The organism is Bradyrhizobium sp. JYMT SZCCT0428, assembly GCF_018131075.1.
Classification (GTDB): Bacteria; Pseudomonadota; Alphaproteobacteria; order Rhizobiales; family Xanthobacteraceae; genus Bradyrhizobium.
The window spans coordinates 32,632-54,966 of the sequence record NZ_JAFCLS010000007.1 but is presented as its reverse complement, the minus strand read 5'-3'; the positions used below and the strand labels follow the sequence as shown (position 1 = coordinate 54,966).

General features: G+C 63.4%; 16 protein-coding genes and 1 riboswitch. Of the genes, 8 read left to right on the top strand and 8 right to left on the bottom strand.

The genetic code is table 11. The features are described from left to right. The first annotated feature begins 111 nt into the window (after positions 1-111). From JQ575_RS09110 to JQ575_RS09100, 3 genes are all read left to right on the top strand, one after another. Positions 112-1,533 (top strand): short-chain fatty acyl-CoA regulator family protein, encoded by a 1,422-nt coding sequence (locus JQ575_RS09110; RefSeq protein ID WP_212032885.1) that lies wholly within the window; start codon positions 112-114, stop codon positions 1,531-1,533. Between the two features lie 154 nt (positions 1,534-1,687). Further along, positions 1,688-1,909, top strand: a riboswitch (cobalamin riboswitch). A gap of 115 nt (positions 1,910-2,024) precedes the next feature. After that, positions 2,025-4,940, top strand: a complete 2,916-nt coding sequence (locus JQ575_RS09105) for a ribonucleoside-diphosphate reductase subunit alpha (RefSeq protein WP_212032884.1) — start codon at positions 2,025-2,027, stop codon at positions 4,938-4,940. Positions 4,941-4,969: 29 nt separating this feature from the next. Next, positions 4,970-6,100 carry a ribonucleotide-diphosphate reductase subunit beta gene (locus JQ575_RS09100; protein ID WP_212032883.1) on the top strand — a complete coding sequence of 377 codons (1,131 nt, stop codon included), beginning with the start codon at positions 4,970-4,972 and terminating at the stop codon, positions 6,098-6,100. Positions 6,101-6,110: 10 nt separating this feature from the next. On the opposite strand, the gene JQ575_RS09095 is transcribed toward JQ575_RS09100, so the two are convergent. Then, complete coding sequence (locus tag JQ575_RS09095) at positions 6,111-7,628, bottom strand: hypothetical protein (RefSeq protein ID WP_212032882.1); 1,518 nt, start codon at positions 7,626-7,628, stop codon at positions 6,111-6,113. A 203-nt stretch (positions 7,629-7,831) separates the two neighbouring features. Continuing rightward, positions 7,832-8,809 (bottom strand): phosphatase PAP2 family protein, encoded by a 978-nt coding sequence (locus JQ575_RS09090; protein WP_212032881.1) that lies wholly within the window; start codon positions 8,807-8,809, stop codon positions 7,832-7,834. Positions 8,810-9,074: 265 nt separating this feature from the next. Between JQ575_RS09090 and JQ575_RS09085 the strand changes: the two genes are divergently transcribed. Continuing rightward, positions 9,075-9,749, top strand: coding sequence for a TetR/AcrR family transcriptional regulator (locus JQ575_RS09085; protein ID WP_212032880.1), 675 nt, complete (start codon positions 9,075-9,077; stop codon positions 9,747-9,749). Between the two features lie 115 nt (positions 9,750-9,864). Then, positions 9,865-10,290 carry an OsmC family protein gene (locus JQ575_RS09080; protein ID WP_212032879.1) on the top strand — a complete coding sequence of 142 codons (426 nt, stop codon included), beginning with the start codon at positions 9,865-9,867 and terminating at the stop codon, positions 10,288-10,290. Between the two features lie 178 nt (positions 10,291-10,468). Here the strand turns inward: JQ575_RS09080 and pyk are convergent, their stop codons facing one another. Next, a complete protein-coding gene (gene pyk, locus JQ575_RS09075) occupies positions 10,469-11,905 on the bottom strand; it encodes a pyruvate kinase (RefSeq protein ID WP_212032878.1) in 1,437 nt (478 codons plus the stop codon). Then, positions 11,902-12,486, bottom strand: a complete 585-nt coding sequence (locus tag JQ575_RS09070; RefSeq protein ID WP_212032877.1) for a DUF1036 domain-containing protein — start codon at positions 12,484-12,486, stop codon at positions 11,902-11,904. Before JQ575_RS09070 ends, pyk begins: the two co-directional genes overlap by 4 nt. A gap of 196 nt (positions 12,487-12,682) precedes the next feature. Here JQ575_RS09070 and JQ575_RS09065 point away from each other — a divergent pair, with 196 nt between their 5' ends. From JQ575_RS09065 to JQ575_RS09055, 3 genes are all read left to right on the top strand, one after another. Next, on the top strand, positions 12,683-12,985 hold the full coding sequence (locus JQ575_RS09065) for a DUF1244 domain-containing protein (protein WP_212032876.1): 303 nt from the start codon (positions 12,683-12,685) through the stop codon (positions 12,983-12,985). 289 nt (positions 12,986-13,274) lie between these two features. Then, positions 13,275-13,547, top strand: a complete 273-nt coding sequence (locus JQ575_RS09060; protein ID WP_079600063.1) for a DUF2312 domain-containing protein — start codon at positions 13,275-13,277, stop codon at positions 13,545-13,547. 184 nt (positions 13,548-13,731) lie between these two features. After that, entirely contained in the window at positions 13,732-15,492 is a 1,761-nt protein-coding gene (locus tag JQ575_RS09055; protein ID WP_212032875.1) for an adenylate/guanylate cyclase domain-containing protein, read from the top strand. 88 nt (positions 15,493-15,580) lie between these two features. Here the strand turns inward: JQ575_RS09055 and JQ575_RS09050 are convergent, their stop codons facing one another. The 4 genes from JQ575_RS09050 to JQ575_RS09035 form a co-directional block, all read right to left on the bottom strand. Then, on the bottom strand, positions 15,581-17,233 hold the full coding sequence (locus JQ575_RS09050; RefSeq protein ID WP_212032874.1) for a DUF882 domain-containing protein: 1,653 nt from the start codon (positions 17,231-17,233) through the stop codon (positions 15,581-15,583). Positions 17,234-17,502: 269 nt separating this feature from the next. After that, positions 17,503-19,704, bottom strand: coding sequence for a L,D-transpeptidase family protein (locus JQ575_RS09045; protein WP_212032873.1), 2,202 nt, complete (start codon positions 19,702-19,704; stop codon positions 17,503-17,505). A 352-nt stretch (positions 19,705-20,056) separates the two neighbouring features. Then, positions 20,057-21,562 (bottom strand): sigma-54 dependent transcriptional regulator, encoded by a 1,506-nt coding sequence (locus JQ575_RS09040; protein WP_212032872.1) that lies wholly within the window; start codon positions 21,560-21,562, stop codon positions 20,057-20,059. A 101-nt stretch (positions 21,563-21,663) separates the two neighbouring features. Continuing rightward, positions 21,664-22,299, bottom strand: a complete 636-nt coding sequence (locus JQ575_RS09035; protein WP_212032871.1) for a TerC family protein — start codon at positions 22,297-22,299, stop codon at positions 21,664-21,666. Positions 22,300-22,335: the final 36 nt, after the last annotated feature.

Genomic DNA, 22,335 nt, shown 5'->3' with positions numbered 1-22,335 from the left:
TCGCAATATCCACAAACGAGAGTGCTTGGAAATGGCTGAAAAAGTGTAGTTCTGCGAAGATTTTTCGCGCGCTTGCAAAGTTTGCAAAGTCCAAGATCAAATAGAGGCCGAATGAAGAAAGCGTTCATGGGGCTGCGGCTGAAGCGCCTGCGGGAAGAACAGCGCCTGACCCAGGCGGCGCTGGCGCAGCGGCTCGGCATCTCGCTGAGCTATCTCAACCAGCTCGAGAACAATCAGCGGCCGTTGACCGTGCAGGTGCTGCTGGCGCTCAACAGCGCGTTCGGGCTCGACCTGCAGGTGTTTTCCGAGGACGACGAGGCGCGGCTGATCGCGGATTTGCGCGAGGCGCTGTCGGACGCGGCCTTCGGCGAAACCATCGCGGCGGTCGAGCTTCGCGAACTCGCGATGAACATGCCGGCGGTCGGGCGCGCGCTGGTCACGATCCATCGCAAATATCGCCAGTCGATCGAGCAGGCCGGCCTGCTGGCGGCACGGCTGGGCGAGGACCGGCAGTCAGACGTGCCGGTGCTGCCTTCAACACCGTTCGAGGAAGTGCGCGATTTCTTCTATCTGCGGCACAACTACATCGCCGAGCTCGACGAAGCCGCCGAGGCCATCGCGCAGGCGATGGACTTTCCGATCGGGCAGATGGATACCGCACTGGCCGCTTATCTGGCTGACAGCCACGGCGTAAAACTGGTTTTCGAGACGATCGACGATCTGCCTTCGGGCAATGAACGGAAATTCGATTCGCGAACCAGCACGCTCTATCTCGCGCCCGGTCTGCGGCCGGGACAGCGCGCCTTCCAGATCGGAACCCAGATCGCGATGCTGGCGTTCGACCGCGAATTGACCACGCTGGTCGATGGTGCCGGTTTTACCAGCCAGGAGGCGCGCGGGCTGGCGCGGATCGGGCTTGCGAATTATTTCGCTGGCGCGTTGATCATGCCCTATGGGCGTTTTCTCGCGGCGGCCGAGCAGCGGCGTTACGACATCGAATTATTGGGATACCAGTTCGCGGTCGGCTTCGAGACCGTCTGTCACCGGCTGAGCACACTGCAACGTAACGGCGCCCGCGGCGTGCCGTTCTTCTTCATTCGTGTGGACCGCGCCGGAAATATTTCCAAGCGGCAATCGGCGACCGATTTTCATTTCTCGCGGGTCGGCGGCACCTGTCCGCTGTGGAATGTCTATGAAGCCTTTGCGAGCCCAGGGCGCATCCTGACGCAGCTCGCGCGCATGCCGGACGAGCGGACCTATCTCTGGATCGCCCGCACGGTATCGCACGCCCGCGGCAAATACGGCGCGCCCACCAAGACGTTTGCCGTGGCGCTCGGCTGCGACGTACGGCACGCCGAGCGCGTGGTGTATTCGGAAGGCATCAATCTGAAGACTGCGAACGCGACGCCGATCGGGATGGGCTGCAAGGTCTGCGAGCGTCCGGATTGCGCGCAGCGCGCCTTTCCGCCGATCGGCCGCGCATTGCGCATCGATGAGACGCGCTCGCGCTTTGCGCCCTATGCCACGTCGTGACCCGGGGAGGGGTGACCCGGGGATTTGCGGGAAATTTCTTTCGTGCGGCGGAAGAATCAGGTCCTGCTATCGCTCCGGCGTCTGCCCGCACAAAATTTTTTGAGAACAGCGGGCATTGATCTTAACGCCCCATTGACACATTCCCCCGAATATCACCACATGTAGATGTCACGGTCCGCTTGATCGCAAGATTTGGTGGCTAAGAGGGAAGCCGGTGAATCGCACGCAAGTGCGAAATTCCGGCGCTGCCCCCGCAACTGTAAGCAGTGAGTCGCTCCCGTTTTTTACGTCACTGATGCGCCGGCGCGCATTGGGAAGACCAGGGAACGACGACGACCTGCGAGCCAGGAGACCTGCCGCGACACCGAAAAAACGTCCACGGGCGGGGTGTCCCGGCGGTCGCTTGCAGATCCATGCCGGCGTTCGCCGCCGCGCATTCGATGCAGCGTCCCCAAAGACATCCGGCCTCAACAACACCACGGGGTCTGCCGATGTCCGAATCTTCCGGTCTCATTTCTCTCGAAGCCAAAACCGCTCCCTTGTTCCAGTTGCGTCCCGAATCGCTCGCCGCGCCGGACGCCGAACTTCCGATGCAGGTGATCCGCCGCAACGGCACGGTTTCGAAATTCGATGCCAGCAAGATCTCAGTCGCGATGACCAAGGCGTTTCTCGCCGTCGAGGGCCACACCGCGGCGGCCTCGCGCCGGGTGCACGAGGTGGTGGAGCAGTTGACCGCCGAGGTCGTCGGCGCGCTGTCGCGCCGGATGAGCGAAGGCCGCACCTTTCACATCGAAGACGTGCAGGATCAGGTCGAACTGGCGCTGATGCGCAGCGAGCACCACAAGGTGGCGCGCGCCTATGTGCTGTATCGCGACGAGCGCACACGGCAGCGCGCCGAGCAGGAGGCCGCCAAATCGGCCAAGCCTGCGGCAGGACCGCTGCTGCATGTGACGCTGCCGAACGGCACAAAGGTGCCTCTCGATACCGCGCGGCTCGTGCTGATTGCTGGCGAGGCCTGCGCCGGTCTTGACGGCGTCGACGCCGCGCCTGTCATCGCAGAAACCCAGCGCAATATCTACGACGGCATCAGCCAGGACGAACTGGCGCTCGCTTCCGTGATGGCTGCGCGGACGCTGGTGGAGCAGGAGCCCAACTACGCTTACGTGAGCGCGCGGCTGCTGCTCGACAAGCTGCGCACCGAGGTGCTGTCCTACGTTCAGGGCGTGCCGACCAATGCCTCGCAGGCCGACATGGCCACGCGCTACGTCGAGTATTTCCCGGCCTATATCAAGACCGGCATCAAGGCCGAGTTGCTCGATCCGGATCTGGCGCGCTTCGACCTGAAGAAAATCGCCGCGGCGCTGAAACCGGAACGCGACCTGGCGTTTCAGTTCCTCGGCCTGCAGACGCTGTACGACCGCTACTTCCTGCATGAAGGCGGCAACCGCATCGAACTGCCGCAGGCGTTCTTCATGCGCGTCGCGATGGGCCTTGCGATGCGCGAGATCGACCGCGAGGCGCGCGCGATCGAATTCTACGATCTGCTGTCGTCGTTCGATTTCATGGCTTCGACGCCGACGCTGTTCAATTCGGGAACGTTGCGGCCGCAATTGTCGTCGTGCTTCCTCACCACGATCGCGGACGATCTCGACGGCATCTTCAAGTCGGTCAAGGACAATGCGCTGCTGGCGAAATATTCCGGCGGTCTCGGCAATGACTGGACCCGCGTGCGCGGCCTTGGAGCCCACATCAAGGGCACCAATGGCGAGAGCCAGGGCGTGGTGCCGTTCCTGAAAGTCGCCAACGATACCGCTATCGCAGTCAACCAGGGCGGCAAGCGCAAGGGCGCGGTCTGCGCTTATCTCGAGACCTGGCATATCGACATCGAGGAATTCCTCGACCTGCGCAAGAACACCGGCGACGACCGCCGCCGCACCCACGACATGAATACCGCGAACTGGGTGCCCGACCTGTTCATGCAACGCGTCGAAACCGACGGCGAATGGACCTTGTTCTCGCCTGATGAGACGCCCGACCTGCACGACCTCTACGGCACAAAATTCGCTGAACGCTATGCCGCCTATGAAGCCAAGGCGGCGCGTGGTGAAATCCGCGTCTTCAAGCAGGTCCGCGCCACTGACCTCTGGCGCAAGATGCTGACCATGCTGTTCGAGACCGGGCATCCCTGGATCACGTTCAAGGACCCCTGCAATCTCCGTTCGCCGCAGCGCCATGCCGGCGTCATCCATTCCTCCAATCTCTGCACCGAGATCACGCTCAACACCTCCGACGACGAGACCGCGGTTTGCAATCTCGGCTCGATCAACCTGCTCAATCACATCCAGGGCGGCCGCCTGAACGAGGCGCGGCTGAAGAAGAGCGTGACGTTTGCGATGCGGATGCTCGACAACGTCATCGACATCAATTTCTACACGATTCCGGAAGCGCGGCGTTCCAACCTGCGGCACCGCCCGGTCGGTCTTGGATTGATGGGGTTCCAGGACGCGCTGCAGGCAATGCGGATTGCGGTCGCCTCCGATGCAGCCGTGACGTTTGCCGACGCCAGCATGGAAGCGATTTCCTATTACGCGATCTCGGCTTCGGTTGATCTCGCCGCTGAGCGCGGTCGTTATCCTTCGTTCGACGGATCACTGTGGAGCCAGGGCATCCTGCCGATCGATTCGATCGAGCTGTTGGCGGAAGCGCGCGGCGGCGTCGCGATGGACCGCTCCATGACGCTCGACTGGGGTACTCTTCGCGAGCGGGTCAGGTCGACCGGCATGCGCAATTCCAACGTGATGGCGATCGCGCCGACCGCGACGATCTCCAACATCTGCGGCGTCGCGCAGTCGATCGAGCCCGCCTACCAGAACCTCTATGTCAAATCCAACATGTCCGGCGACTTCACCGTCGTGAACGAGTTTCTGGTGCGCGACCTCAAGGCGCGCGGGTTGTGGGACGAGGTGATGGTCAACGACCTCAAATATTTCGACGGCAGCGTCGGCTCGATCGACCGTATCCCTGATGATCTCAAGGCGCTCTATGCTACCTCGTTCGAGATCGACAGCGCCTGGCTGATCGAGGCGGCGGCGCGGCGCCAGAAATGGATCGACCAGTCGCAGTCGCTCAACCTCTATATCGCCAATCCCTCCGGCAAGAAGCTCGACGCGCTCTATCGCCTGGCGTGGGCCCGCGGCCTGAAGACCACCTATTACCTGCGCTCGCGCAGCGCCACGCATGTCGAGAAGTCCACGCTCAAGGGCACCGACGGCAAGCTCAACAGTGTCGCCTCCGTGACGATGATGGCTCCAGCCCCAGTCATCGTCCCGCTGGCCGCCACCGCGCCGGACTTGTCCGGTGCGGTGGCGTGCTCCATCGATAATCCCGAATGCGAAGCCTGTCAGTAAGCAGCAAGAAACATCAGGAAATAAGCCCAATGCTCGACTGGTCCGAACCTTCCGCGCCCGCATCTCACGCGCCGCCGCCCTTTGCGGCATCACCCCTTGCCGAGACCGATCAAACCGGGCTCGGCACCATCGACCGCCGCGGTGGCCGTGTGTCGGTCGACGACAAGCGGATGATCAATTGCCGCGCCGACGTCAATCAGTTGCTGCCGCTGAAATACAAATGGGCGTGGGAGAAATATCTCGCCGGCTGCAACAATCACTGGATGCCGACCGAAGTCTCGATGCAGGCCGATATCGCGCTATGGAAGTCGCGCGACGGCCTCACCGAGGACGAGCGCCGCGCCATCAAGCGCAATCTCGGCTTCTTCGCGGCGTCCGAGAGCCTGGTCGCCAACAACATCGTGCTGGCGATCTACCGCCATCTGACCAATCCGGAATGCCGGCAATATCTGCTGCGGCAGTCCTTCGAGGAAGCGGTGCATACCCACACCTTCCAGTACATCGTGGAGAGTTTGGGCCTGGACGAGGGCGAGCTGTTCAACATGTACCGCGAGGTGCCGTCGATTACCGACAAGGCGGCGTGGGCGCTGAAGCACACCCAGCATCTCGATGATCCCGACTTCAAGACCGGCACACCGGAGGCCGACCAGGCGTTCCTGCGCGACCTCGTCGCCTTCTATGTGATCTTCGAGGGCATGTGGTTCTACACGGGCTTTGCGCAGATCCTATCGCTCGGCCGCCGCAACAAGATGGTGGGGATTGCCGAGCAATACCAGTACATCCTGCGCGACGAATCGATTCACCTGAATTTCGGCATCGACGTCATCAACCAGATCAAGATCGAGAATCCGCATCTGTGGACCAAGGCGTTCCAGGACGAGGTTCGTGACATGGTGCGCACCGCAGCCGAGCTCGAAGCCGCCTATGGCCGGGACACCATGCCGCGCGGCTTTCTCGGGCTGAACGCGGCTTTGTGCGAGACCTACATGCACTTCATCGCCAACCGCCGCTGCGCCCAGCTCGGGCTGGCGCGGGTGTTCGACGAGACCGAGAATCCGTTCCCATGGATGTCGGAAGCGATGGACCTGAAGAAGGAAAAGAACTTCTTCGAGACGCGCGTCATCGAGTATCAGAACGGTGGCGCGCTGACCTGGGAGTGAGAGCCGGGCGTCAGTTCGACGAACCCGGCGCGGAAGATGGAGCGGCCTTGCGCTGATCGTCGCGGACGTGGATCACGGCGACGTTGTCCGCATACACCCGCTTCCACCCCGCGATATGATCCAGCACCTTGGTGGCCGGCAAATCCGGCCCCAGCAAGGTGGCGTCGATCTGATACTTGTCGAGCGTGGCGAGCAGTATGTTGACGTCCTTGGCGGTGACCGCGTCGAAATAGTCCAGGACGAACTGTTCGCCGTAGAGTTCGGCGCGGCCGTCGATGAAGGCCTTGATGTCGCGAGACAGCAGATAGCCGCCAAACGGCGACGTGCTGAAGATGCGCTGAGCCTGCCGCTTCTGCAGGACGTCCACCGCTGCGACCGGCGTCTGGGACGGCAGGAACGAGAACGGGTGGTGCGCGATGAACACTTGCGTCGATGCCCATCCGGCCACCGCCACCGCGAGCGCGGCAAGCATCACGACAGGCGCCCGCGACTGCGCATCCCGAACGGGCACCATCGCCGTGCGCAGCGTTCCCAACTGCTCGGCAAACGGCTTGGCCACAACCAGTGGCGCAATGAAGGCGAAGATTTCGATGTTCCGGGAATGCGACAGCGCCATCCAGAGCAGGCCGAGCAGCAGGATGATTCGCGGCACCGACAATGAGAGGCCACGATAGAAGCCGAGACCGATCAGGCCCAGCAGCGTGAATTCGAAGAAGCTCCAGGTGGCGAAGTTGGCCGGCATCCATTCCCAGATCATGGACAGCAGCTTGCCGAGGCTGAGGATCTTTGCCGCACCGATCAGCGTGTTCCAGCCATAGGGGGTGCAGCAGCACGCCACGACGGCGGCAACACCGAACATCGTCCATTGAATCGTCAGCCTGACGCGGTCCTTGCGTTCGCAGGTCCAAAGCGCTTCCAGGCCAATCGGTCCGATCAGTGCCAGTCCGAGAACAAAACCGCCGTGCAGATTGGCCCAAAGCGCAAGCACCGGCAGCAGCCACCATGACGGCGCGGTCCGGCGATCCGCGGCCGCCAGCAGCCCGCCGAGGAACGCGACCATGAACGGGAACGCCAGCATGTGGGGGCGTGCCAGGAAGTGGGTCGCCGACTCCAGCACCGCAAGCGTGACCAGCAGGATCGCGCGGGTGGGGTCGAGATAGTCGGCAAACAGGTACATGAAGATCGTGACCGTCGCCCCGATCGCGAGCGAGGTCAGGATGACCGGGCCCGCCCAGCCCAAAGATTCATAGGAAACGGCATAGAGCACCTGGGACAGCCAGGAGCTCGACATCCAGGGTTCGCCAAACCGGGTGAAGGTATGAACGTCGGTGTAGGGCACGGCGCCGTTCCCGACGATCCACTGCCCGATCCTGATCTGCCAGAGCGTGTCGGAGTCCCGCAGCAGGATTTCCCCGAGCGACAGGAAGATCAGATAGGCGGCGAGCCCGGTCAGCAGCGGAATCAGCACGCGCCCGAGGCTGCGGACACTGGCGCCATTAACAATCGGATTGGCGAAGGAAATGGACATCGGATTTTGGGCCGGCTTCTTGCGTTGGTGTGACAGGCACGGCGTGCCGCAGGAATTTCCGCTACCTGACCATAGCCGCGCTATTTTTGCGTGAATTGCAGGCTCCTGCGCCTGACAATGACGATGTTTGGCGAAGAAGCCGTTAACCGGGCGGGCAAGCGTTTTAGTCAGAATTTACCATCGCAAGGCACGACGATGGCGGCCTAATCCAATGCCGGCACCAGGGCTACCTGCGACGCAGCCTGTGCCTTCGACGACGAGGGCGCCACGATGTTCACGAGATATTTGGCAAGGCAGATGCCGATCACGGCCAGCGCGACACCGCCGAACACGTCGATCATGTAGTGGGCGCCGATCACCGGCGTCGAAGCCATCATCAGGATATTGAGGACGACCGCTGCCCCTCCGACATAGCGCACCGGCCAAAGCGCCCAGATGTAGAGCACGGCGGAAGCCGCGTGGAAGCTCGGGAAGGATACGATGCCGGTGATCTTGAGCAATTCGAGATGCCGCAGCGAGCCATCGCGCAGCGCCAGGATGTCGCGCAGCTGCGCCTGATACATCGAGGCATCCAGCGACGAGAATTGCGCAGGATCGATGTTGAGGCCGTAATAGGTTCCGACCGCCGGCGTGAACGTCGAAATCAAGAGCGTCATGATCAGCGTCAGGCTGAACGCAAGCACGAACACCTGCAGCCGCACAAAACGCGATGTCAGGGCAAGGACCAGCGGGATCGCGACCAGGATGATCTTGATCAGGGTGTAGCTGCGCACCAGCAAAGCGCCCAGCCATTCACGGTCGTTGACGTATCGCGCGATCATTTCCGGATCCATGCCCATGGCGCGATCGATCGCGAGTAAGGCGCGGTCCTGCAGCGGCCAGTTGGTCACAGCAGCTACGTAGGTCAGTGGCCCCATGATCGTCGCGATCAACAGCAGCTGGGAAATCGCCCCCAGCGGAAAGATCAGCTTGGGATCCGCCTGATCGCCCTTGGCGAAGGCATAGAGGTAGGCGATCAGCGCCAACGCCGCGACGATTCCCAGAGTAACGGCCAGTGCGAGCGGTTTCATCGTGAAACCGCAGAGCGCGCCCCCGAGCAGCACCACGGCGCCCATGGCGGCAATCGGAATCCAGTTCAGCTGAAACAGCCGCCAGGCCGTGAAAGCGTTCGAATTGACCATGCCGCACCCTGCGAGGTTGTAGGGCACAGTTGCGCGGGAAGGCTTAATATTCGGGAAACGGCTATGGTTATCGGCCCGCCAATTGGCGCCCTGCGTTCGGCGGCCATTTGCGCCCCAGACCGTCATATTGCTTCTTGTCTTCCGGCCTGAATAGTTGTTCAGTTCTTCAAAGCGATTGGGGACAGTCGTTCAAAACATTGAAGACGCAGCGCGATCTTGCAACCCCCTCCCGGGTGCGGACGCGCCGGGGATGGGGAAGCGCGCCATGGTCTATCGGCGAACCCAGCAGGTGGTGAAACGGCTGGCGGCGCGGCGCAGCGCCATTCTAGCGGCAGCGCGGGACGCTGCGGCGGATGGCGGCATGGCGGCGGTGCAGATCGCCCCCGTGGCGGTCCGCGCCAATGTCGCGGCCGGAACCGTCTATCGCTATTTCCCGTCCAAGGCGGAACTGATTTCCGAATTGATCGCCGAAGTTTCGCGCGACGAACTGGCCGCGATCCGCCGCGCGGCGGAGGCGGCGCCCGGGCCGTCCTCGGCGCTGGCCGCGGCGGTCACGACAGTTGCCGTCCATGTACTGTCGCAGCGCAAGCTCGCCTGGGGGATTCTGGCGGAGCCGGTCGATGTCGACGTGTCGGTCTCGCGGCTCGCCAGCCGCCGCGAAATCTCCGGCGAGATCGCAGCAAGGATCGAGGCGGCCGTGCGTGCCGGACATCTGCCGGCGCAGGATACGGCGCTCGCCGCCACCGCGCTGCTCGGCGCATTGCACGAGGCGCTGGTCGGCCCGCTGGCCCCTGACAATATGGACGATTCCGCAAAACTGCGCGACGCCGTGCAGACCGTGACGCTGTTGGCGTTGCGTGCGGTCGGCGTCATGGACGCCCGCGCCCGCGGTCTCGTGGTGCAGGCGGTGCTGCCGGCCAAGGCGCTGGTGGGCGCTTAGTCGCGACAAAACGCGGAACGCGTTTTGCGCTGATATCACCGGCAATTGACATCGCTCTGACGCAACCATCGACCAGATTGCGCGTGATCGGTTATCACCGGTGAAGGAGCATTCCATGACGACGACATCAGGCTCGGCCAAGTGGCAGGGCGGCATCAAGGACGGCAAGGGCGCAATCTCGACCAAGAGCGGCGCGCTCAACGACTATCCCTACGGTTTTGCCAGCCGCTTCGAGGGCAAGCCGGGCTCGAACCCGGAAGAATTGATCGGCGCCGCGCACGCCGCCTGCTTCACCATGGCGCTGTCGTTGATCCTCGGTGAAGCCAAGCTCACCGCCGAGCAGATGGAAACCAAGGCCGACGTGACGCTGGAAAAACAGGGCGACGGCTTTGCGATCACGTCCGTTCATCTAACACTAGCGGCAAAGATTCCCGGCGCCGACAACGCGAAATTCCAGGAACTGGCGGGCAAGGCGAAGGCCGGCTGCCCGGTGTCGAAACTGCTGAACACCAAGATCACGCTGGATGCGACGCTTGCCTAAAGCGAGTTGAGATACGTCGAATAGCAACCGCGAAGGGTCCCGCTTGCGGGGGAGGGCCGGGGTGGGGGTGTCACCGCGAGTCATCTTGTGGAGAGAGCCCCCACCCGCCACGCTTCGCGCGTCGACCTCCCCCGCAAGCGGGAGAGGTGAACCGAGTTCGCCGCAGCTCGCTTAACCGTCACTTATCCGTTTTGCCTTCCGGGCCGACATAGGCGATGCGCACCATGTTGGTGGTGCCGGCGATGCCGAGCGGCACGCCGGCGACGATGATCACGCGCTGGCCCGCCTTGGCGAAGCCGTCGCGGAACGCAATCGAGCCGGCGCGATCGACCATGTCGTCCTGATCGTGCGCGTCTTCCGCGACCACGCAATGCACGCCCCACACGACGGACAATTTGCGCCCCGTCACCAGGTTCGGCGTGATCGCCACCACCGGCGGCTTCGGCCGTTCGCGCGCCACGCGGATCGCGGTCGAGCCCGAACTGGTCCAGCAGATGATCGCGGACAATTCCAGCGTCTCGGCGATCTGCCGCGCGGCGTCCGCGATGGCGTCGCCGACGGTCTGCTCCGGCTCGGGCCGTTGCGCCGTCAGCACCGAGCGGTAGGTCGGATCGCGCTCCACTTCCTCGCCGATGCGGTTCATGGTCGAGACCGCCTCGACCGGGAATTTGCCGGCGGCGGATTCCGCCGACAGCATGATGGCGTCGGCACCTTCATAGACCGCGGTTGCGACGTCGGAGACTTCGGCGCGCGTCGGCACCGGCGCCTGGATCATCGATTCCAGCATTTGCGTTGCGATCACCACCGGCTTGCCGGCGCGGCGCGCCATCCGCGTCATTTGCTTTTGCAGACTGGGCACCCGCTCCAGCGGCAGTTCGACGCCGAGGTCGCCGCGCGCCACCATCAGCGCGTCGGAGACCTCGAGGATTTCGCCGAGCCGGTCGATCGCCTGCGGCTTTTCGATCTTGGCCATCACGGCGGCACGGCCGCGGATCAGCCGCTTGGCCTCATTGACGTCCTCGGCGCGCTGTACAAAGGAAAGCGCGACCCAGTCGATCCCGGTCGTTACCGCCGCTTCGAGATCGGCGCGATCCTTCGGCGTCATCGCCGAGACCGGCAGGTCGGTATCGGGCAGGCTGACGCCCTTGCGGTCCGACATCTTGCCGCCGATCACCACCCGCGTCACCGCGCGATCGGGCGAGGTTTCCTCGGCGATCAGCCGCACCTTGCCGTCGTCGAGCAGCAACGCGTGGCCCGGCCGCAGCGCGGCCAGGATTTCCGGATGCGGAAGCTGGACGCGGCTGTTGTCGCCCGGTGCCTTGTCGGAATCCAGAACAAAGCTCTGGCCGTTCTTGAGCTGGGTCGCGCCTTCATTGAACGAGCCAAGACGCAGCTTCGGTCCTTGCAGATCGACCAGGATGCCGATCGGCCTGCCGTAGCTGGACTCGACATTGCGAATGGTCGCGACCAGCTCGCGCATCTTGTCGTGCGAGGTGTGACTCATATTGATGCGGAACACATCGGCGCCGGCCTCGAACAGCTTGCGAATCATCGCGCTGTCCGACGATGCCGGGCCGAGGGTGGCGAGGATCTTGATCCGACGGAGACGCCTCATTGCTTGGGCGCCGAAGCGGGCGGCTGCCCGGAACCGCCTTGGGGCGGTCCGCCCGGCGACAGGCCCGGCACACCACCGGGACCGACCGTTCCCGGAATCCCCGGCACGCGCTGCTGCGCGGGTTGTTCATTGGCTTCGGTCAATTGCACGGTCCATGCTCTCTGTTCGCCGGTGTCGACCTCGAAGAACCCGGTGCGGTCAAAACCGCGCGCCAGGCAATTCTCGGTACCCTTGATGGTGAATTCCTTGTCACGCGAACACATGAAGGCCTGCCCCGACCATTCGCCGCCGCGGTCATAGTCCAGCGCGTAGATATAATAGAACCGTGCGACAAGCGTTCCGCGCAGCAGCGTCTCGCAACTGCGCGAGGAGACGTTCCACCAGCCCTCGGTGGTCCAGCCCTCGGCGTCCTTGTAGCCGAGCGCGATGCCGACCCGGCTCGAGGTGTTGTTGCAGAGGCGAAAGTCAGCAGCCGCCGAACTGTTCCACAGGCCCATCACCGCCAACGCCAGCGCCGGCAGGAGGCCGGTAGTCAGGCGAGCGGGGAAGGGGCGTGATGGCAGAGAATCTGTTCCGATCATATGGCGAAGCTATATCAAATCATTGACGATTTCGCTTGCCCGGCGGGAGCTGTCAACGCCCGGCAAGCGCGTTTCCCACGATGCGGGACGTCCGGATTCAACCGATCCCCGATGGTTTGCGCGCCGATATGGCAAAATCTGTGACAATTCCCACCTGATATCAATATGCTCAGGAATAACCCTGCGGGACCAAGCCATGACAATTGACGACAAAACCAGAACAGAACTGGAAGCCGCCGTTTTCCGGCGCCTGGTCGAGCACCTACGCACCCGGACCGACGTCCAGAACATCGACCTGATGAACCTGGCCGGCTTCTGCCGCAACTGCCTGTCGAACTGGATGAAGGAAGAGGCCGACGGCAAGGGCGTGGCGATCAGCAAGGATGAGAGCCGCGAGGCGGTCTACGGCATGCCCTATGAGACCTGGAAGTCGAAGTTTCAGGGCACCGCCAGTCCCGAGCAGCTGGAGGCGATGAAGAAAACCCATAGCGGGCATTGATTGCCATTCCCCGCACGTCGTAGCCCGGATGAGCGAAAGCGACATCCGGGGCGTGTCGGGATTTTCCCGGATATCGCGGAGCCTGTCATCGGGGGCGCATTCGCGCGACCCGTTGGGCTCATCCGGGCTACGTTTCCTACCTTCCTGTGGGCGCGCTGTGGATGAGCGCGATGGTGCCTTGACGCAAGGCGCCGCACTCTTGAGGGTCAATCTCAGAAAGCGCCGCGCGGTGAAGCGTGCGGCGCTTGATCTTTCAGCCCGACCATTCAGTTCCACTCAGGAGTACCCGATGGCCACCTCTGCCGCCGCCGTCCAGGAAGAACCCGCGACGAAATTCGCAAAAGACCAGCTCAAGGCCATCGTCGAGCGCATCGAACGGCTGGAAGAGGAAAAGAAGACGATCTCCGACGATATCCGCGACGTCTATGCCGAAGCCAAGGGCAACGGCTACGACGTCAAGGCGCTGCGCACCATCGTTCGCCTGCGCAAGCAGGACGCCAATGAGCGCGCCGAGCAGGAGACGATTCTGGAAACCTACATGCAGGCGCTCGGAATGCTGTGAGGCGCCAGCCAGAGCCGCGTTCCAAATGGAATCGGAACGGGGCTCTGGATTCCTGGTGTGACGCGTTTTCTTGACGCGAACCGGCGTCCACTTCGCTGGTAAACGCTCCAGCAGGCATTTCCGGTGCAAACCAGCTTGGGCCACCGCCCCGCGTCTGTTAGGCTGCCCGCAAGGGAACCTGGAAATGGACGTGCCTGGACCAGAGCGGAGGCTCGCAGCGGTCCTTGCCGCCGACATGGTCGGTTACAGCCGGCTTATGGAGGTTGACGAGACGGGGACGCTTGCCCGTCTCAAGACCCACCGGATCGAACTCATCGATCCCTCCATCACGAAGAACCATGGCCGCCTCATCAAGACCACCGGCGACGGCATGCTGGTCGAATTCCGCAGCGTCGCCGACGCCGTGCTGTGTGCTGCCGAGATTCAGCGCCGGATGGCGCGGCGCAACGCCGACGTCTCGCCGGCGCGCTGGATACAGTTCCGGATCGGCATCAATCTTGGCGACGTAATCGTCGAGGACAACGACATCTTTGGCGACGGCGTCAACGTGGCGGCGCGTCTCGAAATGCTGGCCGAGCCTGGCGGCATCTGCGTCTCCGGCGCGGTGCGCGATCAGGTCGGCCAACGGCTGGAGGACGTCGCATTCGAGGATCTCGGCGAGCAGAGCGTCAAGAACATCGTCCGTCCGATCCGCGTCTTCCGGGTTCGGCTCGATGCCGAAGCCGCGCCAGAGGGCGCGAAGGACGCTACGGTGGCGGCGCCGGCCTCCAAGATGCCGTCGATTGCCGTGCTGCCGCTCGCCAACATGAGCGGCGATCCGGAGCAGGAATTCTTCGCAGACGGCCTCACCGAGGACATCATTACCGAGCTGTCACGCTTCCGCGATTTGCTCGTCATCTCGCGCAACTCGACGTTCGTGCACAAGGGCAAGGCGGTCAACGTGCGCGAGATCGCGCGCGAATTCGGCGTCGATTACGTCCTCGAGGGGAGCGTGCGCAAGGCGCGCGATCGCGTCCGCGTCACCGTGCAGCTGATCGACGCAGAAACCGACCAGCACGTCTGGGCCGAACGTTACGACCGCGAGCTCGAGGACATATTCGCGATCCAGGACGAGATCACGCATGCGATCGTCGCGACGCTCCCCGGCAGGGTCGAGGCCGCCAGACACGACCGCGCAAAACGCAAGCCGACCGAGAATATGGCGGCTTATGAGTGCGTGCTGGCTGCCAAGGTGCGGCACCACCGCTCGACGCGCGAGGACAATGCCGAAGCGCAGCGCCTGCTCGACCGCGCCCTCGCGCTCGACCCGAACTATGCGCATGCCCACGCCTGGAAAGCTTGCGTGCTGGGCCAGACGTGGGTCTATGGCTGGTGTGCCGATCGCGATACCACCTTCGAGCAGGTGGCCGCGGAGTTGGAGGTCACGCTGGCGCTGGACGACAATGACAGCGACGTGCACCGGATTCTCGCCGCGCTGAACCTGAACCGTAACGACCATGACAAGGCCGCGTATCACCAGGAGCGAGGGCTCGCGCTGAATCCCAACTACGACCTTGTCGTGGTGCAGCAGGGCGAGCTTCTGACCTGGCTCGGGCGGCCGGAGGAAGGCATCGACTGGATCAAGAAGGCGATGCGCCTCAACCCGTACCACCCGGAGCGCTTCTGGAGCCACCTCGGGCGCGCTTGCTATTGCGCCGAGAAATATGCCGACGCCATCGAGGCCTTTTCGCGGATCACGCGGCCCGACTACACCCATCATGCCTTCCTCGCGGCCACCTTTGCGCAAATGGGCAACGCGGTCGCGGCCGCTGCGCACGCGGCCGAGGTCCTGAAGTCAGAGCCGGCATTCTCGGTGGCGGTTTACCTCGCCACCCAGCATTACAAGCACGCCATCGACCGCCAGCGTCACGAGGCTGGCCTGCTCAAGGCAGGCTTGCCGGCCTGACGCAGCGGAGCACGAACACGGTGATCACGGCGTAGAGGGGCCGCGCTCTCGCGAGGATGATTTCAAGACGAATGGAAGTTGTGCGCGCTTAGCGCAGTGACGCCGTGCGCACGACGAAAGACTGCGTGGTGAGCTTGGCGGTCGCCGATCCGGTAAACCGGTCGGTGGTCATCCCCAGCATCGGGTCTTCCGAGAAGCCCATCGTGATCGCGAACGGCGGCTTGATGAAATAGCTGCGCATCAGCGTCATGTCGGTATCGCCCAGCACGGTCGTCGACATCGCGCTGCTCGCGCTCGGCGCCAGCATCACGACTCGCATCCAGACATCGTTGCCCTTGGCGGCGGCAAGCCGCGTCGAGGTCGAAATCACGCTGCCCTGGCCCTGCGATCCCCCCTGCGCGCCCTTGGCGACGACGGTGTTGATTTCGGTGGCGGCAGCGGCAGCGTTGCGCGCCGGCCGCACGGTGCGCGGGATCGGCGCGGAGGCGGCAACCACGTTGGCGCGGTCAACCGGCGAGGAGGCGGCCGGCGCGTAGGCCAGCGCCTTGTTGAAAGCCTCGGCAACGCTGGCAGTCGGCTGCGGATCGGCGGCGCCGACGGCCTGACGGGCCCTGAGGGCCGCGAGCTGCACGGAGGTGGGCTGGTTGGCCGTCGTCGGCGCGTCGCCCCAGAAGCCGCGGGCGTTGATGATGTCGGCGGGTGTCTGCGGTTTCGGCTCGGCTGGCTTGTCGGCGGAAGCCTGCGCGGCCGGCTTGGCCTCCGGTTTGGATGGCTCCGGTTTGGATTTGGGCGCCGGAACGATCTGCGCATCAGCCGAGGCCAGCTGGATCGTTGCCGCGACCGGTTTTGCGCGCGGCGTCGGCACGATCTCGGCGGCCTTCGGGGCCGCGGCCACCACAGAAGGAGCGGGCTTCTCGTTCCTGACGGTGACGGGGGCGCCGCCCTCATCATCCTCTTCGTTGGATTTGCCGCCCTTGAACAGCGAGGCGAACAGGCTGGGCTTCTTGCCGACCGTTGCAGCATCGTCGCCACTGCCGCGCCTGTCGATGTCGGCGCGGGCCAGTTCATAACCCTTCAGCGGACCACCATTCGAGGGCAGGTGGACGGTACGACCGTTGGGGAACACCCTGGCCAGCTGGTCATGGGTCATGCGCGGCCAGTGACGGACGCTGCCGGTATCGAGATGAACGAACGGCGATCCCGAGGTCGGGTAGAAGCCGACGCCACCGCGCTGCAGGCGAAGTCCGGCGGCGCGGATCTGCTCGAGCGCAATGCCCGGGATGAAGAAATCCATCGCGTGGCCGAGCGTATGCTGGCTGAAGCGGGCCACGCCGGACGAGCGGCGGCGGAGCATGGCATTGGTGGCGGGGGAGCGGTAGGCGGAGATGATCTGGATCGGCTGCTTGCCGTCGACGTCGCGGTAGACTTCCCAGAGGATGTCGAAGAGGTGACGATCCATCGTGGTCTGGTCCTGGCTGCGCCAGTCGCGGAGGAAGTGATTGAGTTTCTTCAGCGCCTCTTCGTCGTAGCGCCCGTCGCGCTTGAAGGTGACGGTGAGGTCTTCGTTGGAGTGGGTGTGGTGGAAAGAAAGCGTCCGGGTCTCGTTCAGCGCGGTCGCGTCATGCACCGACCCGGCTCCGGCAAGGAGCAACAGGGAAGTCAGGCCGATTTGATATCCGGCCTTCGGCAGACGAAGCGAATTGATTTGGCGCGCGAAACCAGCCAGCACGTATGAGCCCACCCAGTCGACGAGCGATCACGAATCTCTTTCGCAAACCCCGGGGCGAAAGACGGTGAACGCTTTATTAAAGCGGGAGGGTTAACCGAAGTTTACCGACCCGCCCCCAAGTTAGGCTTAACCTAACCCGTTGACTGTGGCGAAAAAGTGCCCTGTGCCAAAACCGAGATGGATAATGGTTAACGTAAACGATCTCGCCAAAGCGGCGAGACCGTTGATTTTACTTAAAAATTTCGACAGGCAGCGGGACTGGGGATTATGGCCCCCGGGAATTAACGGGTGAACACCCGCCGCTGCTGCTGGGGTTGCGCTTGCGGCCGACGGCCGACGGGCGCGGGCGGTGTGACCGATGGTCCGCCGAACAGCCGCTCGAAGAACGAAGGACCGGAGCTGCCGTAATCATTGTTGAAGGCGACGTTGGAGGGCAGGGATGCGCCGCTCGGCCGGACGTAGCTCGGGTTGGCATGGGCCACAACGTTCTCCAGATCCCTGCTCCCGGAATTCTTGAGCAGCGGCAGCATCCTTGCGTCGCGGCCGTAGACGTCCCTGCGCAACTGCAGCTTGCCGGAATCATCCACGAACGCGGTCTGATAGGTGATGTGGACCGGGATCGGTGTCGGGAATCTCAGATCGATCTCGCTGCGGCCATACATGCTGCGGATTTTTTCCGGCGTGTATTTGTCGTTCGGCATGACGATGTTGAGCAGCGTCGAGGCGTACTGATCCGGATTTTGCACCCGCATGCAGCCATGGCTGAAGGCGCGCTCATCCTTGGCGAACAGGTGCTTGTCCGGGGTGTCGTGCTGATAGACCAGGAACTTGTTCGGGAAGTTGAAGCGGATCCGGCCGAGCGCATTGGCCTCACCCGGGGGCTGCGAGATGTGGATCGAGCCGTCGCGGTTGCGCTCAAGCTTCAGACCCATGCGTTGCAGCACGGTCGGATCCTGCTGCAGCGCCGGCAGATATTCGTTGTAGATGATCGAAGGCGGCACGTTCCAGGTCGGATTGACGGTGATGAACTTCATCGTCTCGGTTAGCATCGGCGTGGCGTGGTTTCCCGGCTTGCCCGTCACGACGCGGGTGGTCCAGACCTGGGCGCCGCCCTGCATCACCTTGAGCGTGAAGTCGGGCACGTTGAGGATGACGTAGGCATTGTTGAGCGCCGGCACGCCGAGCTGGCGCGGCAGCCAGCGCAAGCGCTCCATGTTGAGGATCACGGTGTCGATCTGGCGGTCACGCTTCGGGCTGTTGATGGCCTTGACGGTCTTGTCGTCGAGCACGCCGGTCGGCTTGAGGTCCGCGCTTTCCTGGAATTTGCGGACGGCCGCGGCGACCTTGGCATCGTATTTGGTGTCATCGGGGTGTTCGGTGACGCCGAGCTTGGCGCGCAGTTGCGGCACCCGCGGATCTTCCGGCGCGACCTCCGGCTGTTTCTTGGTGGCGGCCTTGAATGCGAGCGGAGCGCCTTCGGCGATCTGCACCACCGGGCCTTCGCCCTGACCGCGCAGTTCGGCGAGCTTGGCCTTCAAATCCTTGTACAGCTTGAACTGCGGATTGTAGCCCTCGAGCGCTGCGGAAGCATCCTTGGCGGTCGAGATGTTGGCCAGCACTTCGGCCGGATCGGTCGGATGCTCGGGATAGAGGATGTCGGCGGCGACCTGCGACCAATGCATCCGGCTGCTCTGCGCCTGGCGTGCATAATCCAGCATGCTGGCTGTCAGCTTGAGTTCGGCGTCGGCGAGTTGATCGGGTGAGGTGGCGGCCGCGAAATCCGGCACCGGATAGTCGGCGGGATTGAGGCCGTCAGAGGCGGCGTCCTTCAGGCGCGCGACGACGCCCTTGGCGCTGGCAGTCAGTTTGCCGGCCTGCGTCCACTGCGGCGCATACTCGCGGGCGCTGTAGAATTTTTCGACCGCGGCGCGTTCGCCCTTGCGATCGAATGTGCGCAGCGCCTTGCTGGCGAGCATGTCGCGCAATTTGTCGGCGACCGGCTGATCTGCCGGCGCGACAACACTGCTCGCGGCCTTCACCGGCTCCGCGGCAGGCGCCGCAGCCGTTGCGGGCGCAGGCGTTGCGGGCGTCGTGGTCGCGGTGTCGCTCTTGGGAGTGTCGCTCTTGGGAGCTTCGATCTTGGGAGCTTCGATCTTGGGGGTGTCGGCTGCGGGCGCGGCGGCGGTTTCGGCCGGTTTCGGATCGGGAATCGTTGCGGTGGTGCTCGGTGCGGGCGCTGCCGTCTTGGCTGGATCGGGCACTGACGCGGTGCTCTCGATCTTGAAATCGCCGATGGTCGGCGGCGGAACGTTGGCCGGTTCGGGACGCGGGACCGCTGCATCGATTGCGAGCTCTGCAGCACTGGTCCGGGGCGTATCGCTCTGACCGGCTAGTGCAGAGGTCGCGGACACCGCGAGGAAGGTTGCCGCGACAGCCATCAGCACGCGGTCAAATCCAGCACGGTTGGTCGAACAGTCACGCATCGTCACACCCCCTTGGGCGGAACCGCCCCGGCATGGAGCAGTCCTTCAGGTATCGCTCGTCACAGCTTGCGCGAAAGCGCCGGCCTCGATCGCTTTAAGTCGGTACGCGTGCACGCAACGATTCAAACGCAGACGATACATGCGCCCCTTTCATGCAGCCAGCGCCATGGGGGGCAACTCACGACAAACTGACCTCAAACCACCAGTTGCAATTCGGGTGGCGTGGTTTTGCCATGCCCCCTGACATTTGTCTGTCACCGGCAAGCCACGGTTCGAAGGTTCCCGAATCACCGGTGGCGCTCAGCCCCTTGCCACCGGAGCGCCACAATCGTCCGTGGGGCTCAATTGCTGCTCAGTTGGTATCTTGCGCGCCCTCAGCCGGATCGTTGGCGGCGGCTTCATCGAGTTTGCGATAGAGCGTGGAGCGGCCAATCTTCAGCCGGCGCGCCACTTCCGACATTTGCCCGCGATAGTGCGAAATCGCGAAACGGATGATCTCGTTTTCCATTTCCTCGAGCGGCCGCACCTCGCCCGCGGGGGTCAGCATCGTAAGATTGCCGGTGTTGCTCAGCGGCGCAATCGGTATCTCATTACCTGACACCATCGCGGGCGCCGTCGATGGAGCCACGATCAGCGGTTCGCCGTGCAGAGCCTGGGTGTCCGTGTCCGGGACGATATGGTGGGCGGCGGCATGCGGAAAGTCCGACAGGCCAAGCTGGTCGCTCTCGCTCAGCACCACGGCGCGATACACGGTGTTTTCGAGCTGGCGGATATTGCCGGGCCAATCGAGCTGCGCCAGATGCGTCATGGCTTCACCGCTGATGCCGGTGATGCTGCGGTTCTCCTCGGCGCTGAACCGCGCCAGGAAGTGCCGCAACAGATGCGGGATGTCTTCCCGGCGCATGCGAAGCGGAGGAATGGTCAGCGGCAGCACGTGCAGGCGATAGAACAGGTCCTCGCGGAAGGCGCCGTTCTTCACGAGGTCGAGCAGTTTGCGGTTGGTCGCCGAAATGATGCGGACGTCGACCTTCACCGGCTTGCGGCCGCCGACGGCCTCCACCGTGCCTTCCTGCAATGCGCGAAGCAGTTTTACCTGGGCTGCAAGCGGCAGTTCGCCGACCTCGTCGAGGAACAGTGTGCCGCCGGAAGCTTCGACGAACTTGCCCATGTGGCGTTCGGTGGCGCCGGTGAAAGCGCCCTTCTCGTGACCGAACAGGATCGATTCCACCAGATTGTCGGGGATCGCGCCGCAGTTGACGGCCACGAACGGCTTGGCCTTGCGCTCGCTGCTGCCGTGGATGGCGCGGGCAAACAATTCCTTGCCGACGCCGGACTCGCCTTCGATCAGCACCGGAATGCCCGATGCGGCGGCCTTCTGCGCGGTGCGCAGCACGCCTGCCATGGTTTCGCTGCGGGTGATGATATCGGCAAAGGTCAGCCGGCCTTCGCGGCTGTGACGGATGCGCTGCAATTCGCCCTTCAGGGCCTGCGTGTTGAGCGCATTGCGCAAGCTGACCTGCAGCCGTTCGAAGCCGACCGGCTTGACGACGAAATCCTGCGCGCCGGCGCGCATCGCCGATACCACATTGTCGATGCCGCCATGGGCGGTCTGCACGATGACGGGGACGGTCAAACCGGCATCACGAATTTTTGCGAGCACGCCGAGCCCGTCGAGACCGGGCATCACGAGATCGAGAACGACGGCATCGATCGCTTGCGCGTCGGGGGCGGTCAGCAAGGCCACGGCGGCGTCGCCGCTGTCGACGACGAGGGACTCATAGCCGCACTTCTGCACCATGTTTTCTACCAGACGGCGCTGCACCGCATCGTCATCAGCAATCAGAATGGTAGCAGCCATGGTTTACCCCGTACGTTACGCCAACTGTATCGAATCGGGGCACTCTCGCCTATGGCGATTAACGCACACTTAATTGTTCGAGGGCGGCTGTGTGAGAGCGGCTAGGCGTTGAGGTGCGGCCACACCTCCAGAACGCCGCGATAGCACATGTCGAAAGCCACATAGAGGATGATGGCGAGGCCGACATAGGCGATCCAGCGATGCTTTTCCAGGAGCCGCGCGATAAAGGTGGCGGCGAGCCCCATCAGCGCAATCGAAAGTCCGAGACCGAATATCAGGATCATCGGATGCTCGCGCGCCGCACCTGCGACGGCGAGCACATTGTCGAGCGACATCGACACGTCGGCGAGCGTGATCTGCCAGACGGCCTGGCCAAGCGTCTTCTGGCGGCCCGCATCGGCTGGTGTATCGATCGCTGCGGACGACAAACTCTGGAACTTCGGTTGATGCGACGTATGCAGCTCGCGCCACATCTTCCAGCATACCCAAAGCAGAAGAACGCCGCCCGCGAGCAGCAGTCCAATGATTTGCAGCAACTGAACCGTGACGGAAGCGAAACCGATGCGCAGGACGGTGGCGGCCAATATGCCGATCAAAATCGCCTTCTTGCGCTGACCCTCGGGTAGCCCGGCGGCTGCAAGGCCGATGACGATCGCATTGTCGCCGGCGAGTACCAGGTCGATCATGATGACCTGGAAAAGCGCTGTCAGGTGTTGCGAGGTAATTAAGTCCAGCATGCGGGGCCACTCCGTTCAGGAGTCCAATCCGACATC

Bases quoted from the DNA above. Each gene is read 5' to 3' on its own strand.
- JQ575_RS09055 (WP_212032875.1), top strand. From the start codon at position 13,732: ATGGACGTGCCTGGACCAGAGCGGAGGCTCGCAGCGGTCCTTGCCGCC.
- JQ575_RS09100 (WP_212032883.1), top strand. From the start codon at position 4,970: ATGCTCGACTGGTCCGAACCTTCCGCGCCCGCATCTCACGCGCCGCCG.
- JQ575_RS09065 (WP_212032876.1), top strand. From the start codon at position 12,683: ATGACAATTGACGACAAAACCAGAACAGAACTGGAAGCCGCCGTTTTC.
- JQ575_RS09035 (WP_212032871.1), bottom strand. From the start codon at position 22,299: ATGCTGGACTTAATTACCTCGCAACACCTGACAGCGCTTTTCCAGGTC.
- JQ575_RS09085 (WP_212032880.1), top strand. From the start codon at position 9,075: ATGGTCTATCGGCGAACCCAGCAGGTGGTGAAACGGCTGGCGGCGCGG.
- pyk (WP_212032878.1), bottom strand. From the start codon at position 11,905: ATGAGGCGTCTCCGTCGGATCAAGATCCTCGCCACCCTCGGCCCGGCA.
- JQ575_RS09110 (WP_212032885.1), top strand. From the start codon at position 112: ATGAAGAAAGCGTTCATGGGGCTGCGGCTGAAGCGCCTGCGGGAAGAA.
- JQ575_RS09105 (WP_212032884.1), top strand. From the start codon at position 2,025: ATGTCCGAATCTTCCGGTCTCATTTCTCTCGAAGCCAAAACCGCTCCC.
- JQ575_RS09060 (WP_079600063.1), top strand. From the start codon at position 13,275: ATGGCCACCTCTGCCGCCGCCGTCCAGGAAGAACCCGCGACGAAATTC.
- JQ575_RS09095 (WP_212032882.1), bottom strand. From the start codon at position 7,628: ATGTCCATTTCCTTCGCCAATCCGATTGTTAATGGCGCCAGTGTCCGC.
- JQ575_RS09070 (WP_212032877.1), bottom strand. From the start codon at position 12,486: ATGATCGGAACAGATTCTCTGCCATCACGCCCCTTCCCCGCTCGCCTG.
- JQ575_RS09040 (WP_212032872.1), bottom strand. From the start codon at position 21,562: ATGGCTGCTACCATTCTGATTGCTGATGACGATGCGGTGCAGCGCCGT.
- JQ575_RS09045 (WP_212032873.1), bottom strand. From the start codon at position 19,704: ATGCGTGACTGTTCGACCAACCGTGCTGGATTTGACCGCGTGCTGATG.
- JQ575_RS09080 (WP_212032879.1), top strand. From the start codon at position 9,865: ATGACGACGACATCAGGCTCGGCCAAGTGGCAGGGCGGCATCAAGGAC.
- JQ575_RS09090 (WP_212032881.1), bottom strand. From the start codon at position 8,809: ATGGTCAATTCGAACGCTTTCACGGCCTGGCGGCTGTTTCAGCTGAAC.